Source organism: Mycobacterium sp. SMC-4, from assembly GCF_025263265.1.
Taxonomy (GTDB): Bacteria; Actinomycetota; Actinomycetes; order Mycobacteriales; family Mycobacteriaceae; genus Mycobacterium.
The window spans coordinates 3,887,749-3,902,487 of record NZ_CP079869.1 but is presented as its reverse complement, the minus strand read 5'-3'; the positions used below and the strand labels follow the sequence as shown (position 1 = coordinate 3,902,487).

Genomic DNA, 14,739 nt, shown 5'->3' with positions numbered 1-14,739 from the left:
GTGAGCGCCACAATGGTCACCAGTACGGATCGGTGATCTCACGCAGCGCGATCAGCGCTGTACGTAGCGCGTCGAAGGCGTTGTCGCCAAGGTGATTTCGCCATTGCGCTTCGACACGGCCGATTTCGGCTGCGGCGATCCGGCACGTGCGGACACCTTTGTCGCTGAGCGTGACGAGCCTGGCGCGGGCGTCGGAGGGGTCGGGCAGGCGGCGCACGTAGCCGGCCCGTTCCAGCTGGTCGACGAGCGCCCCGGCTGTCTGCTTGGTGACGCGTGCCTGTTCGGCGAGGTCGGTCAGCCTCATGCCGGCGGGGTCCAGTCGCTGCATCAGCCGGGACTGCGCTTGCGTGATGTCCGAGATCCCCGCGTCTGCGAGCGCGTCCATCACCCGCGTCTCGACGTCACGGTGGGCGATGAACATCAGGGTCGCGGTGGACGGGTGCTCGGTCACATCTTGACTTTAGTTCGAATCCCTGACTAATTTAGTCAGGTCTTCTGACTAATGACAGGGGTGGCCATGGATACCGAAGCCGCGTGGCGCCACATCGACGTGCAACGCAGTGAGCTTGCCGGTCTGCTCGAGGACCTCGATACCGACGCCTGGCGCACGCCCTCGCTGTGCCGGGGATGGACCGTCGGGCACGTGGCGGCACACCTGACCCATTCGACGCTGGGTGCGCCGAGAATGTTGTGGGAGATCGCTCGCGGTGGATTCCGGATGAACGCGGTCATCGACAGGATGGCCCGCGCCGACGGCGGAACTCCGGCCGAAGTCGCTGCTCGGTTGCGTAGCACGGTCGGCTGCCGACGCCACCCGCCAGGGACCACGGTGTTCGATCCGCTCACCGACGTGCTGGTGCACACTCAGGACATCTGCGTCCCGCTCGGGATCGCGCGGGTGATGCCGACCGAGGCCGCCGTCGCTGCGGCCCACCACGTGTGGAGTCGCGGTTTTCCATTCCACGCGCGACGGCGCCTCGCCGCCAAGCATCTGATGGCCACCGACGCCGACTTCGCCGTCGGTCAGGGCGACCCGGTTCAGGCGCCGATCAGAGATCTGCTGATGATGATGACCGGGCGTGGCTGACCTCGTCGGCCTCCCGGGGATCGCACCGCAGCGCCGCAACGATGTAGCGCCGGGCGTGGCGCAGCACCGAGTCGGGGTCGTCGACATCGCATTGCTCTCCGGGCACCGTCGCCAGACTCATCATCTGCCGCGCGATCCACTCCGCAGCCTCGGGGCAGTCGGTGTTCTGGTGGATCTCGCCGCACTCGACGGCCGCGCGCAGATACGGCTCCCAGAACGCGGCGATCTCCGGGATGAGTCCGCGCACGCCGAGCCCGACACACGCCGTGAACGCCTCAGGCTCTTCCTGGCGGAGCTTGAGTACCAGGGCGCCGGGAGTTTCGGACTCTTTCCGGGCCAGTGCCACTCCCACCGCGATGCGCTGGTCGAGTCCGTTCAGCGCATCCAGACGTGCCCGCGACTCGGTCCAGAACGCGTCGTTGAGGCGGACGATCGCTGCACCCAACAGTTCGGCTTTGTCGGGAAAGTGGCGGTAGAGCCAACCCCTGCTGACCCCGGCGACCTCAGCCACCTCTGACACGGTGGTCGCGCGGATCCCCTTGACTGTCAAACACCGTTCGGCGGCGTCGATCAGTCGGTCGCGCACCGAGGGTTTGATCTCCGGCGCTGACGCCGAATCGACCGCAGTGTCCACGCTCATCGCCCTATCTTCGCAAATGGCCGGTTCGGGGTGGGGCGATGTGGCCCAGCTGTGACCAGTCGAGTAGACAAGTATTGAGATTTGTATACGGATGCGAAAGGCGGGCGGGTGGCCGAGACAGTCCAGCAGCTGCTGCGGCAACTGAGCGGCGACGACGGTATCGCCGTCGCCTACGAGGGACAGACTTGGACGTGGCGCGAACATCTGCGCACCGCGAATGCCCAAGCGGCGGCGCTGATCGGCATTGCCGATGCGGACCGGCCCCTGCATGTCGGCACACTGCTGGGCAATACGCCGGAGATGCTGACTGCGATGGCGGCCGCCGGTCTCGGAGGTTACGTGCTGTGCGGGATCAACAACACCCGGCGGGGAGCTGCGCTCACGCGTGACATGCTGCGCGCCGACTGCCAGCTCGTACTCACCGACGACGAGCACGCTCCGCTCCTCGACGATGTGGACCTACCCGGGGTGCGCGTCATCAATGTCGGCAGCCCCGACTACCGGGACCTGCTGGCCGGCGCTGGGGAGCTCACGTCGCATCGGGAGCCGAGCCCCACCGACACGTTCATGCTGATTTTCACCTCGGGTACCAGCGGTGACCCCAAGGCCGTGCAGGTCATGCACGCGATGGTGTTGCTGGCCGGGGCGGCGCTGGCCGATCGCTACCGACTGACCGCTGAGGATGTCTGCTATCTGTCGATGCCGCTGTTTCACAGCAACGCAGTATTGGCCGGTTGGTCGGTCGCGCTCAACGCGGGCGCTGCCATGGTGCCGGCGCGTTTCTCGGCATCTGGTTTCCTCGACGACATCCGCCGCCACGGCGTGACGTACATGAACTACGTCGGCAAGCCGCTGGCCTACATCCTCGCCACCCCCGAGCGCCCCGACGATGCGGTCAACCCGCTGCGGGTGGCTTTCGGCAACGAGGCCACCGACCGTGACATCGCCGAGTTCGCGCGCCGCTTCGATTGCCAGGTCTGGGACGGCTTCGGGTCGACCGAGAATGCTGTCACCGTGACCCGCGACGACGGTTGTCCGCCGGGCTCGATCGGCAAGGGCTTCCCGGGTGTGGCGATCTATGACGGCGAGACGTTGACCGAATGCGCCGTCGCGCGGTTCGACGAAAACGGCGCGCTGAGCAATCCCGACGAAGCGATCGGCGAACTGGTCAACACGCAGGGGGCGGGCATGTTCGCCGGCTACTACAACGACCCCGGCGCGACCGACGAGCGCATGCGCCACGGAATGTTCTGGAGCGGCGACCTCGCCTACCGCGACGCCGAGGGCTGGATCTATCTCGCCGGCCGGACCGCCGACTGGATGCGCGTGGACGGCGAGAACATGACCGCCGCGCCCATCGAACGCATCCTGATCAGGTTGCCGGTCCTGAGCACCGTCGCGGTCTACCCGGTGCCCGACGAACACGTCGGTGACCAGGTGATGGCCGCGTTGGTACTGCAGGACGGCGCAACGCTGACACCGAATGAGTTCGCAGACTTCCTGGCTGCGCAGCCAGACCTGTCGCCCAAGGCGTGGCCACGTCACGTCTGGCTGACCGACCGACTGCCGGCCACCGCCACCAACAAAATCCTCAAACGGGCACTGGTCGAGATGGGGTCCGCGCCGACAGGCGGGGTGCTGTGGCGGCGGGTGGGCCATTCCTTTCAGGGGGCCGGCGAGCAACCGGCGAGTCCCTCCCACGGCTGAGCTTCGGTAGCCACGGCGAACGCCCCGCCGCGGGCGCAATGCCAACGACGGGGCGCTCTGGAATCCCCGGGCCGGTGCCTAATCGATGACGAGTGTCGGGGCCTCGGCAGGCCTCGGCGTCTCCACGAAGATCGGCGCGCCAGGCGGCGGGGGTGGCGGCGGGGGTAGCGGTGCGCCCGGCGGCGGCGGAGGCGGCGGTGGCGGCGGCGCAGTGTGGAACAGCGGCGGCGGTGGTGGCGGCGGCGGCGGGGGCGGCAGTGGTGCGCCAGGCGGCGGCGGAGGCGGCAGTGGTGCGCCCGGCGGCGGTGGCGGTGGGGGCGGTGGAGGTGGCGGCGCGAGGGTCACGTCGATGTTGGGCGGTGGGGGCGGTGGAGGAACCTGCGCACCGGAGATGCCTGCGCTCACTCCGATTGCCGTAATGCCGGTTCCAGCTAACAGGGCGCTCGCCTTGACAAGGCTCTTCATATTCATGGTGCTCTCCGAAACTGTTGGTTGCTTCTGTCCGACACGGCGACGAGCCGGTGTTTGATCGACCATGTCGCCGTCCGCTCGGTCTACCCGGGGCGATTGCCCGCACACGTGCCCATAGGGAATTCACAAGAAGGTGCTACCGGCACGACCAGGGGGCCCACCGGAATAGCGCTGGTCGTCTGCGCGTTTAGGCTGCTGGCGGTCGTCCTGGCATAATGGATCGCCGACACCTCGGTTCCGGTTCACGCCGCAATCTCTCGAGCTCTCCAGAGGCGACCCGGGGCCCACGATCGAAGAGGGAAACCAATGAAATCAGGGATTCATCCTGACTACGTCGAGACCAACGTGCTGTGTGGGTGCGGGGCGAGCTTCACCACCCGCAGCACGAAGAAGAGCGGCAACATCACTGTCGAGGTCTGCTCGCAGTGCCACCCGTTCTACACCGGCAAGCAGAAGATCCTCGACAGCGGCGGCCGCGTCGCGCGATTCGAGAAGCGCTACGGCAAGCGCTCGGCGGGCCAGAGCGCGTCCGCAGCCGACAAGTAAACATCCGATCGGCGCCCGACCTGTCGCTTTCTGCGCAGGGCGGGCGCCGTTTCGTCGGTACGACAAGGAGGCGGGGTGACCGACACCACAACGGCGATCGATGCCGTCCTCGCCGAGCATGCCGACCTGGAACAGCGGATGGCCGATCCGGAGCTGCATGCCGACCCCGGTGCTGCCCGCAAGGTCGGTCGCCGATTCGCTCAGATCTCCCCGATCGTTGCGGCGCACCGCAAACTGGAGATCGCCCGCGGAGACCTCGAGGCTGCCCGCGAACTGGCCGCCGATGACGCGTCGTTCGCCACGGAGGTCGACGAACTCAGCGCCACCGTCGCCGAACTCGAGACGCAACTGGCCGATCTGCTGGCTCCGCGCGACCCGCATGACGCCGACGACATAGTGCTCGAGGTGAAGTCCGGGGAAGGTGGTGAGGAGTCGGCGTTGTTCGCCGCCGACCTGGCCCGGATGTACATCCGCTATGCCGAGCGCCGCGGATGGAACGTCACGATCCTCGACGAGACCAGTTCCGATCTCGGTGGTTACAAGGACGCGACGCTGTCCATCCGTAGCAAGGGGGATTCGGCTGACGGGGTGTGGTCTCGGCTGAAGTTCGAAGGCGGGGTGCACCGCGTCCAGCGGGTGCCGGTCACCGAATCCCAAGGTCGGGTGCACACCTCGGCAGCAGGCGTCCTCGTCTACCCCGAGCCAGAGGAAGTCGAGCAGGTGCAACTCGACGAATCCGATCTGCGCATCGACGTCTACCGCAGCTCCGGCAAGGGGGGACAGGGGGTCAACACCACCGACTCTGCGGTGCGCATCACCCATCTGCCCACCGGCATTGTGGTGACCTGCCAGAACGAGCGCTCCCAGCTGCAGAACAAGGCGCGCGCCATGCAGGTTTTGGCCGCCCGACTGCAGGCGCTGGCCGAGGAACAGGCGCAAGCCGACGCCTCCGCCGACCGCGCCAGCCAGATCCGCACCGTGGACCGTAGCGAACGAATCCGGACCTACAACTTCCCGGAGAATCGGATCGCCGACCACCGCATCAACTTCAAGGCCCACAATCTCGACCAGGTGCTCGACGGCGAACTCGACGCCCTGTTCGACGCCCTGGCCGCGGCCGACAGGCAGACGCGGCTGCAGAGCACGTGAGTCTGGCGCAGCGGCCGATGACCATGCGTCAGGCGATCAAGGCCGCGACCGACGAGTTGACGGCCGCCGGGGTGGGGTCGGCGCGCGTCGACGCCGAGCTGTTGGCTGAACACATCGCCGCTGTCCCGCGCGGATTGCTCGCGCTGAGCACCCCCGGCGCCGCATTCCTGAATCGCTACCGACAGTTGATTGCCTTGCGCGCCCAGCGCGTGCCCCTGCAACATCTCACCGGCACCGCGAGCTTCGGTCCGGTCACCGTGCAGGTCGGCCCCGGGGTCTTCATCCCGCGGCCGGAAACCGAAGCGCTCCTGGAGTGGGCTTCGATCCAGCCGTTGCCGGCCCAAGCGGTGATCGTCGACCTGTGCACCGGTTCGGGTGCTCTCGCACTGGCGTTGGCCGCACGCCATCCCGGGGCCAGGGTGATCGCCGTCGACGACTCCGAGCAGGCGTTGGACTACGCCCGCCGCAATGTGGGGGACACCGGCATCGAACTCGTGCGCGCCGACGTCACTGCGCCCGACCTGCTCGCTGACCTCGATGCGCCGGTGGATCTGCTGGTGGCCAACCCGCCCTACATTCCCGCCGGCGCCCAGCTGGAACCCGAAGTGGCCCAACACGACCCCGAGCACGCCTTGTTCGGCGGTGTCGACGGCATGGCGGTGATCGGCCCGATCGTGGACGCCGCCACGCGGTTGCTGCGGCCCGGCGGCTATTGCGCGGTCGAGCATGACGACACCACCTCCGGTCAGACCGTCGAACTGTTCCACCGCGCCCGGTGTTTCGACAACGTCACCGCGCGACACGACTGGACCGGTCGCGCCCGATTCGTGACCGCTCGGCGGGGCGGGTGAGAGATTGGTGATCGATGGCTGAGATGTTCGACTGCTCGGATCCGGCGCAGCGCACGACGGGAATCGCCTCGGCGATCAGTGCCCTCAAAGGCGGCCGGCTCGTGGTCATGCCGACCGACACCGTCTACGGCATCGGTGCCGATGCGTTCGACAGTGAGGCCGTCGCGGCTCTATTGGCGGCGAAGGGACGCGGGCGCAACATGCCGGTGCCGGTGCTGGTCGGCTCCTGGCACACGATTCAGGGCCTGGTGTACACGGTGCCGCCGACGGCGAAAGAACTGATCCGCGCGTTCTGGCCCGGCGCGCTGAGCCTGGTGGTGCACCAGGCCCCGTCGCTGCAGTGGGACCTCGGTGACGCGCACGGGTCGGTGATGCTGCGCATGCCGCTGCATCCGGTGGCCATCGAGTTGCTGCGTGAGGTCGGGCCGATGGCGGTCTCCAGCGCCAACCTGTCCGGGCATCCGGCAGCTGTCACCGCCGCCGCGGCCCGTGAGCAACTCGGCGACCTCGTCGAGGTCTATCTGGACGGCGGACCTGCGCAGGCGCAGGCGGCATCGACGATCGTCGACCTGACCGGAGCCCACCCGCGCATCCTCCGGGAGGGGCCGGTCACCGTTGACGCGATCGCCGACGTGTTGCGCGTCGAGGCCGCCACGCTGCTGCCGCAACCCGACTGAGCGCCCGACGCGGTGGATTACGGTGGCGCGGTGATGTTCTCCAGCTCCCTGTCGGAGAGCGCGCTGGCGCTGTCCGATCGTGGTGCCGGTGTCCCGCTGCGGGAGCTGGCCCTGGTGGGGCTGACCGCGGCCATCATCACCTACCTGGCCACCGGCTTGGTTCGCGTGGTGGCGATGCGCTGGGGCGCGGTGGCCTACCCGCGGGAGCGCGACGTCCATCTGCAGCCGACGCCTCGTATGGGTGGGCTGGCGATGTATCTCGGGGTGGTGGCGGCGGTGCTGCTGGCCTCCCAGCTGCCGGCGCTGACCCGAGGCTTCGTGTACTCGTCGGGCCTGCCTGCGGTCGTGGTGGCCGGCGGCCTGATCATGCTCGTCGGTTTGATCGACGACCGCTGGGGGCTCGACGCGTTGACCAAGTTCGCCGGGCAGATCACCGCGGCCAGCGTGCTGGTGACAATGGGCGTGGCCTGGAGCGTGCTCTATATCCCGTTCGGCGGGGTCGGCACGATTGTGCTCGACCAGGTCGCGTCGATCCTGCTGACGCTGGCGCTGACGGTGGCCGTGGTCAACGCGATGAATTTCGTCGACGGGCTCGACGGATTGGCTGCCGGGCTGGGCCTGATCACCGCCTCGGCAATCTGCATCTTCTCGGTCGGTCTGCTGCGTGATCACGGCGGTGACGTGCTGTTCTATCCGCCTGCAGTGATCTCGGTGGTGTTGGCAGGTGCCTGCCTGGGGTTTCTGCCGCACAACTTCCACAAAGCCAAGATCTTCATGGGTGACTCGGGGTCGATGCTGATCGGTCTGATGCTCGCGGCGGCCTCGACGACGGCCGCTGGGCCGATCTCGCAGACCGCCTACGGGGTGCGCGATGTGTTCGCCCTGCTCTCGCCATTCCTTCTGGTGGTCGCCGTGATGTTCGTGCCGGCCTTGGACATGCTGCTGGCGATCATCCGGCGCACCCGGGCAGGCCGCAGCCCCTTCAGCCCGGACAAGATGCATCTGCATCACCGGTTGCTCGAGATCGGGCACTCGCACCGGCGGGTGGTACTGCTCGTCTACCTCTGGGTCGGCATCGTCGCCCTCGGTGCGGCAAGCTCGATTTTCTTCGATCCGCGGCGCACCGCGGTGGCCATGGTCGCGGCCATCCTCATCGCTCTGGTGGTGACGTTGATCCCGTTGCTCGGTCGACGCGATGATGCAGGCCGGGGGCTATACGACGAGAAGTAGTAGGCCCTCTTTTCCGGCCCGTGCGGTGTGTTAGGGTTCTCTGAGAACCCGACCGAAACCGCGCGGGTTGCCGGCCTCCGGCCATCGGTTCCGCCGAACCGTGACGCAGACATTGACCGACTGTTCGACCGATCACAGGGAGCTACCCCTTGGGTGATTCCAGTGCGCTCGCCGCCCTCCGATACGCTACGGGCGCCACGCACCGGATCATCGGGACGGCTCTGACAACATCACACGACGACCGCGAGATCGAGGTGAAGCAGTGACGACGCCAGCGCACGACGCGCCGTTGGTGTTTCCGTCCGTTGCTTTCCGGCCCGCCATGCTGTCCGGGGTGTGTGTCGCCGTCGCCGGAGTCGCGTCTGTCGCGGCAGCGCTGCTCGGACACCCGATGTTCGGGCTGTTCTTCGGTATCGGCCTGGCTCTGGGTTTGACCAACGCTCTGCTGGTGAGGCGGAGCGTTCAGTCCATCACGGCCAGTGATCATCCACTCAAGAGCAAAATGGCGCTCAATTCGGCCACCCGCCTCGTGGTGATCACCGTGGTCGGACTCAGCATCGCCTTCTACTTCCGACCGCAGGGGTTGGGCGTGCTGTTCGGTTTGGCACTATTTCAGGTGATTCTGGTGCTGAGCACGTCGCTGCCGGTCCTCAAGAAGCTGCGGACCGGTGACGACGACGGCGCCGAGGCATCTCCGAGTTCCGCTGCAACGACTTCCACCGACGGATAAGCACCAAAGGATCAATGCACAGATGAGCGAACAAATCCTGGCGCTCCAGGTCGGCCACCACATCGAGCAAGAGTGGTTCGGCATGACGGTCAATGTCGACACTGTGCTGTCGACGGCGATCGCGGCTGCCGTGGTGCTGGCCTTGGCGTTCTACCTTCGTGCGAAGGTGACCTCGACCGGAGTGCCCGGCGGTGTCCAGTTGTTCTTCGAGACGGTCACCATCCAGTTCCGCAATCAGGTCGAGAGCGCGATCGGGATGAAGATCGCGCCGTTCATCCTGCCGTTGGCGGTCACTCTCTTCACGTTCATCCTGGTCGCCAACTGGATGGCGGTGCTGCCGGTGCAGTACACCGGCAGCGACGGACTTGAACACGAAGTGCTGAAGCCGCCCGCAGCGGATGTGAATTTCGTGTTCGCTCTCGCAGCGTTCGTCTTCATCGCCTACCACGCCGCAGGGATCTGGCGGCGCGGCGTGCTGGGCCACCCCAAGCGTCTGCTCAAGGGTCACGTCGCCTTCCTGGCGCCGATCAACCTCGTCGAGGAGGTCGCCAAGCCGATCTCGCTGTCTCTGCGTCTCTTCGGCAACATCTTCGCCGGAACCATCATGATCGGCCTGATCGCGATGTTCCCCGCTTGGATCCTCTGGGCGCCCAACGCGATCTGGAAGGCGTTCGATGTGTTCATCGGACTCATCCAGGCCTTCATCTTCTCGCTGCTGACGATTCTCTACTTCGGGCAGTCCATGGAACTCGAGCACGAAGGTGAGCATCACTAGCGAGACCGCGGTTCGACTGGACCGCTGCACGACGACACTGATCTGAAAGAAGCACCAAGACCCTGGTAGGCATCACTGCCAGATATCAAGGAGGACAAGGAATGGATCCCACAATCGCTGCCGGCGCGCTCATTGGCGGCGGTCTCATCATGGCCGGCGGTGCCATCGGTGCCGGTATCGGTAACGGTGTCGCCGGTAATGCGCTGATCTCGGGCATCGCTCGCCAGCCGGAGGCGCAGGGTCGACTGTTCACCCCGTTCTTCATCACCGTCGGTCTGGTCGAGGCGGCCTACTTCATCAACCTGGCGTTCATGGCGCTGTTCGTCTTCGCCACCCCGGTCGGCTAATTCAGCGACATGGGTGATCTGACCGCAGCCGTCCTGGCAGCCCCGGCTGCCGACGAAAGCGAGGCGACCAGCAACTTCTTGCTGCCCAACGGCACCTTTTTCGTGGTGCTGTTGATCTTCCTGGTCGTTCTCGCCGTGATCGCCAAGTGGGTTGTGCCGCCGATCAGCAAGGTTTTGGCCGAACGCGAGGCCATGCTCGCCAAGACGGCTGCTGACAACCGGGAGGCGGCCAAGCAGCTCGAGGCTGCTCAGGACGACTACAACAAGGCGATGACGGGTGCGCGCGGCGAGGCTGCCGCGATCCGCGACCAGGCCCGCGCCGAGGGCCGTCAGGTCATCGACCAGGCGAGAGCCGAAGCCGGAGGCGAAGTGTCCGAACAACTGCAGTCCGCCAGCGCGACTCTCGAACAGACCGCGGCCACCACCACGACTCAGCTGGAGTCCTCGGTGGACGATCTGTCCAAGACGCTGGCAAGCCGCATCCTGGGTGTCGACGTCAACGACATCACGAGCGAGAGGCGCTGATGTCGACGTTCATCGGAAACCTCATCGGGTTCTCCATCGTCGCCTACGTGGTATGGCGGTTCGTGGTTCCGCTCGTGCGGCGGATGATGCACAACCAGCAGGAAGCGGTGCGGGCGGCGCTGGAGGAGAGCAAGTCTGCTGCCGACAAGCTTGCCAACGCCGATCAGATGCACCAGAAAGCTCTGCAGGACGCCGAATCTGAGGCGAACCAGGTCAAAGATGAGGCGCAGTCGGACTCGGAACGCATCACCGAGCAACTTCGTGCGCAAGCTGCCGTCGAGGCCGAGCGCATCAAGTCGCAAGGGCAGCAGCAGGTGGAGTTGTTGCGTCAGCAGACCGTCCGAGGTCTACGGCAACACCTCGGCCTGGAGTCGGTGCAGAAGGCCGAGGAGATCGTCCGCAATTACGTCTCGGACCCGGCCGCACAGTCCTCGACGGTGGATCGCTTCCTCGACGGCCTCAGCGAGATGGCGCCGTCGCCGGCGGTTCTTGAATCCGGCGCTGCTCTGAATCTGCGTGCCGCCAGTAGGGAGTCGCTGGCCGAGGTCGTCAAGCGGTTCGAGGCCGAAGCAGAGGGCGCCGACGCCGACTCGCTCGTGGCGTCGGCCGACAGCCTCGCTGCGATCAGCAAGCTGCTGCTCTCGGAGCCGGCGCTCAACAAGCACCTCGCCGAACCCGCCGCCGACTCGTCTGCCAAGGTGCGGATGGTCGAGCAGCTCTTCAGCGGCAAGGTCGACTCGGCCGCCCTCGAACTGCTCAAAAATGCAGTGGCGCAACGGTGGTCGACCGAGGGCAACCTCGTCGATGCGCTGGAGCACGCGGCGCGGTTGGCGCTGCTGGTCGGCGCCGAACGGGACGGACACGGCGAAGAGGTCGAAGAACAGCTGTTCCGGTTCGGTCGGGTTCTCGACAATGAACCCCAGCTGAACCGGTTACTGTCGGATCCGACGGCGGATGCCGACAAGCGGGTCGGGTTGCTCAACAAGGTCCTCGAGTCCGGTGGGGGAGTGAACGCCACCACCATGGCGTTGTTGACCCAGACGATCGAGCTGCTGCGCGGCGGGTCCGCCGATGCCGCCGTCAACGACCTGGCCGAGCTGGCGGTGGCGCGGCGGGGCGAAGCCGTCGCTCAGGTCACTGCGGCAGCCGAACTGTCCGACGATCAGCGCACGCGTCTGACCGAGGTGCTCAGCCGCATCTACGGCACCGAGGTCTCGGTCCAACTGGACATCGATCCCGAGCTGCTCGGTGGACTCCTCATCACCGTCGGCGACGAGGTCATCGACGGTTCCATCTCCTCCCGGCTGGCGGCAGCCCGCTCGGGACTGCCGGACTGACCGGCCCGAGCACCCAAAGCACTCAAGTAACAACAGGCAGGAAGACGAAAAGCCATGGCAGAGTTGACAATCTCGGCTTCTGACATCGAAGGGGCGATCGAGGACTACGTCTCCTCCTTCTCCGCGGAGTCCGACCGGGAAGAAGTCGGTGTCGTCATCGACGCCGGTGACGGCATCGCCCACGTCGAGGGTTTGCCCTCGGTGATGACCCAGGAACTGCTCGAGTTCCCCGGCGGCGTGCTCGGTGTCGCGCTGAACCTCGACGAGCACGAAGTCGGCGCGGTGATCCTCGGCGACTTCGAGAAGATCGAAGAGGGCCAGCAGGTCAAGCGCACCGGTGAGGTGCTCTCGGTACCGGTCGGTGACGCGTTCCTCGGCCGCGTGATCAACCCGCTCGGTCAGCCGATCGACGGCCAGGGCGACATCGAGTCCGACACCCGCCGCGCGCTGGAATTGCAGGCGCCTTCGGTGGTTCAGCGCCAGGGCGTGTCCGAGCCGCTGCAGACCGGTATCAAGGCCATCGACAGCCAGACGCCGATCGGTCGTGGACAGCGTCAGCTGATCATCGGTGACCGCAAGACCGGCAAGACCGCGGTCGCTGTCGACACCATCCTCAACCAGCGTGAAGCGTGGGAGACCGGTGACCCGAAGCAGCAGGTGCGCTGCGTCTACGTCGCGATCGGCCAGAAGGGCACCACGATCGCGTCGGTGAAGCGCGCTCTCGAAGAGGGTGGCGCGATGGAGTACACCACCATCGTCGCGGCGCCGGCGTCGGACGCAGCCGGGTTCAAGTGGCTGGCGCCCTACACCGGATCGGCAATCGGTCAGCACTGGATGTACGACGGCAAGCACGTGCTGATCGTGTTCGACGACCTGACCAAGCAGGCCGACGCCTACCGCGCCATCTCGCTGCTGCTGCGCCGCCCGCCGGGCCGCGAGGCTTTTCCCGGTGACGTCTTCTACCTGCATTCGCGTCTGCTCGAGCGTTGCGCGAAGCTCTCCGATGAGCTCGGCGGTGGTTCGATGACCGGCTTGCCGATCATCGAGACGAAGGCCAACGACATCTCGGCGTTCATCCCGACCAACGTCATCTCGATCACCGACGGTCAGTGCTTCCTGGAGTCCGACCTGTTCAACCAGGGTGTGCGACCGGCCATCAACGTCGGTGTGTCGGTGTCCCGCGTCGGCGGCGCCGCCCAGATCAAGGCCATGAAAGAGGTTGCGGGAAGTCTGCGCCTGGAGCTCTCGCAGTATCGCGAGCTCGAGTCGTTCGCTGCCTTCGCCTCCGACCTGGACGCGGCCTCCAAGGCGCAGCTGGATCGCGGTGCCCGTCTGGTCGAGCTGCTCAAGCAGCCGCAGTACACCCCGTTCCCGGTGGAGGAGCAGGTCGTGTCGATCTTCCTGGGTACCGGCGGTCACCTCGATTCGGTTCCGGTGGAAGACGTCTCGCGTTTCGAGACCGATCTGCTCGAGCACGTGCGGGGCTCGCACGGCGAGATCCTCAAGGACATCCGGGAGAGCAAGAAGTTCTCCGAGGAGAACGAGGAGAAGTTGGTCAAGGTCATCAACGACTTCAAGAAGGGCTTCTCTGCGTCTGACGGCAGCTCGGTGGCAGTCGACCCCAAGGCCGAGGCCATGGACGAGGAGGACGTCGAGAAGGAGTCCGTCAAGGTCCGCAAGCCGGCCCCCAAGAAGTAGACACCTGAAGGGTCTGGAGAGCTAGATGGCTGCAACACTGCGCGAGCTTCGTGGGCGCATCCGTTCCGCCGGGTCGATCAAGAAGATCACCAAGGCGCAGGAACTGATCGCCACGTCGCGGATCTCCAAGGCGCAGGCCCGAGTCGAGGCGGCTCGGCCTTACAGCACCGAGATCACCAGCATGCTCACCGAGCTGGCCAGCGCGAGCGCACTTGATCACCCGCTGCTGGTGCAGCGGGAGAATGCGCGGCGGGCCGGTGTGCTGGTGGTGTCGTCCGACCGCGGGCTCTGCGGCGCCTACAACGCCAACGTGTTGCGGCAGTCCGAGGAGCTCTTCTCGCTGCTGCGGGAGGAGGGCAAGGAGCCGGTCCTCTACGTCGTCGGCCGTAAAGCGCTGGGTTACTTCAGCTTCCGTCAGCGCGAGGTCGTCGAGTCGTGGACCGGGTTTTCCGAGCGGCCCACCTACGAGGACGCCCGAGAGATCGCCGAGACCCTGGTGACGACGTTCATGTCGGGTGCCGACGACGACGGTGACGAAGCGGGTGCCGACGGTGTTCTCGGTGTCGACGAACTGCACATTGTCTTCACCGAGTTCCGGTCGATGCTCTCGCAGACGGTGGCGGCGCGGCGGATCGCACCGATGGAAGTCGAGTACGTCGAGGACGACGCGCCCAGCGAGGGCCCGCAGACCCTGTTCTCGTTCGAGCCGGATGCCGAAACGCTGTTCGACAAGTTGCTGCCGCGCTACGTCGCAACCCGCGTGTACGCGGCGCTGCTGGAGGCCGCGGCGTCGGAGTCCGCCTCGCGGCGGCGGGCGATGAAGTCGGCCACCGACAACGCCGACGATCTGATCAAGTCCTTGACCTTGGCGGCAAACCGCGAACGTCAGGCGCAGATCACCCAGGAAATCAGCGAAATCGTCGGCGGCGCCAACGCGCTGGCCGACGCCAAGTGACCTTCAGCAGTACG

The 14,739-nt window shown here is 66.3% G+C and carries 17 protein-coding genes; 14 read left to right on the top strand and 3 right to left on the bottom strand.

Annotated features, from left to right (window positions below):
* Positions 1-16: 16 nt before the first annotated feature.
* On the bottom strand, positions 17-421 hold the full coding sequence (locus KXD98_RS18440) for a MarR family winged helix-turn-helix transcriptional regulator (RefSeq protein WP_396883240.1): 405 nt from the start codon (positions 419-421) through the stop codon (positions 17-19).
* 96 nt (positions 422-517) lie between these two features.
* On the opposite strand from KXD98_RS18440, the gene KXD98_RS18435 reads away from it, so the two are divergent.
* Positions 518-1,087: a maleylpyruvate isomerase family mycothiol-dependent enzyme gene (locus tag KXD98_RS18435; RefSeq protein ID WP_260759785.1), complete on the top strand. Its 570-nt coding sequence runs from the start codon at positions 518-520 to the stop codon at positions 1,085-1,087.
* Here the strand turns inward: KXD98_RS18435 and KXD98_RS18430 are convergent.
* Positions 1,050-1,727 carry a TetR/AcrR family transcriptional regulator gene (locus tag KXD98_RS18430; protein WP_260759784.1) on the bottom strand — a complete coding sequence of 226 codons (678 nt, stop codon included), beginning with the start codon at positions 1,725-1,727 and terminating at the stop codon, positions 1,050-1,052. The genes KXD98_RS18435 and KXD98_RS18430 overlap by 38 nt on opposite strands.
* 108 nt (positions 1,728-1,835) lie before the next feature.
* On the opposite strand from KXD98_RS18430, the gene fadD1 reads away from it, so the two are divergent.
* Positions 1,836-3,434 carry a fatty-acid--CoA ligase FadD1 gene (gene fadD1, locus KXD98_RS18425; RefSeq protein WP_260759783.1) on the top strand — a complete coding sequence of 533 codons (1,599 nt, stop codon included), beginning with the start codon at positions 1,836-1,838 and terminating at the stop codon, positions 3,432-3,434.
* A gap of 78 nt (positions 3,435-3,512) precedes the next feature.
* Here fadD1 and KXD98_RS18420 read toward each other — a convergent pair whose 3' ends face one another.
* Positions 3,513-3,839 carry a hypothetical protein gene (locus KXD98_RS18420; protein WP_260759782.1) on the bottom strand — a complete coding sequence of 109 codons (327 nt, stop codon included), beginning with the start codon at positions 3,837-3,839 and terminating at the stop codon, positions 3,513-3,515.
* 372 nt (positions 3,840-4,211) lie between these two features.
* Here KXD98_RS18420 and rpmE point away from each other — a divergent pair, with 372 nt between their 5' ends.
* The 12 genes from rpmE (at position 4,212) to KXD98_RS18360 (ending at position 14,725) form a co-directional block, all read left to right on the top strand.
* Positions 4,212-4,451 (top strand): 50S ribosomal protein L31, encoded by a 240-nt coding sequence (gene rpmE / locus KXD98_RS18415; protein ID WP_260759781.1) that lies wholly within the window; start codon positions 4,212-4,214, stop codon positions 4,449-4,451.
* Between the two features lie 75 nt (positions 4,452-4,526).
* Positions 4,527-5,600, top strand: a complete 1,074-nt coding sequence (prfA, locus tag KXD98_RS18410) for a peptide chain release factor 1 (RefSeq protein ID WP_260759780.1) — start codon at positions 4,527-4,529, stop codon at positions 5,598-5,600.
* Positions 5,601-5,617: 17 nt separating this feature from the next.
* The gene (prmC, locus tag KXD98_RS18405; protein WP_260759779.1) at positions 5,618-6,451 is read left to right on the top strand and encodes a peptide chain release factor N(5)-glutamine methyltransferase; all 834 of its coding nucleotides are present in this window, start codon (positions 5,618-5,620) and stop codon (positions 6,449-6,451) included.
* A gap of 14 nt (positions 6,452-6,465) precedes the next feature.
* A complete protein-coding gene (locus KXD98_RS18400; protein WP_260759778.1) occupies positions 6,466-7,128 on the top strand; it encodes an L-threonylcarbamoyladenylate synthase in 663 nt (220 codons plus the stop codon).
* 33 nt (positions 7,129-7,161) lie between these two features.
* The gene (locus KXD98_RS18395) at positions 7,162-8,358 is read left to right on the top strand and encodes a glycosyltransferase family 4 protein (protein ID WP_260765291.1); all 1,197 of its coding nucleotides are present in this window, start codon (positions 7,162-7,164) and stop codon (positions 8,356-8,358) included.
* Positions 8,359-8,620: 262 nt separating this feature from the next.
* Positions 8,621-9,088: an ATP synthase subunit I gene (locus KXD98_RS18390; protein ID WP_260759777.1), complete on the top strand. Its 468-nt coding sequence runs from the start codon at positions 8,621-8,623 to the stop codon at positions 9,086-9,088.
* A gap of 22 nt (positions 9,089-9,110) precedes the next feature.
* Positions 9,111-9,863, top strand: a complete 753-nt coding sequence (atpB, locus tag KXD98_RS18385) for a F0F1 ATP synthase subunit A (protein WP_260759776.1) — start codon at positions 9,111-9,113, stop codon at positions 9,861-9,863.
* A 101-nt stretch (positions 9,864-9,964) separates the two neighbouring features.
* Positions 9,965-10,210, top strand: coding sequence for a F0F1 ATP synthase subunit C (locus KXD98_RS18380; RefSeq protein ID WP_126332965.1), 246 nt, complete (start codon positions 9,965-9,967; stop codon positions 10,208-10,210).
* Between the two features lie 9 nt (positions 10,211-10,219).
* Positions 10,220-10,735, top strand: coding sequence for a F0F1 ATP synthase subunit B (locus tag KXD98_RS18375; protein WP_260759775.1), 516 nt, complete (start codon positions 10,220-10,222; stop codon positions 10,733-10,735).
* Positions 10,735-12,072: a F0F1 ATP synthase subunit B/delta gene (locus KXD98_RS18370; protein ID WP_260759774.1), complete on the top strand. Its 1,338-nt coding sequence runs from the start codon at positions 10,735-10,737 to the stop codon at positions 12,070-12,072. Before KXD98_RS18375 ends, KXD98_RS18370 begins: the two co-directional genes overlap by 1 nt.
* Positions 12,073-12,126: 54 nt before the next feature.
* Positions 12,127-13,770, top strand: coding sequence for a F0F1 ATP synthase subunit alpha (gene atpA, locus KXD98_RS18365; RefSeq protein WP_260759773.1), 1,644 nt, complete (start codon positions 12,127-12,129; stop codon positions 13,768-13,770).
* Positions 13,771-13,795: 25 nt separating this feature from the next.
* Positions 13,796-14,725 (top strand): F0F1 ATP synthase subunit gamma, encoded by a 930-nt coding sequence (locus KXD98_RS18360; protein WP_260759771.1) that lies wholly within the window; start codon positions 13,796-13,798, stop codon positions 14,723-14,725.
* Positions 14,726-14,739 lie beyond the last annotated feature (14 nt).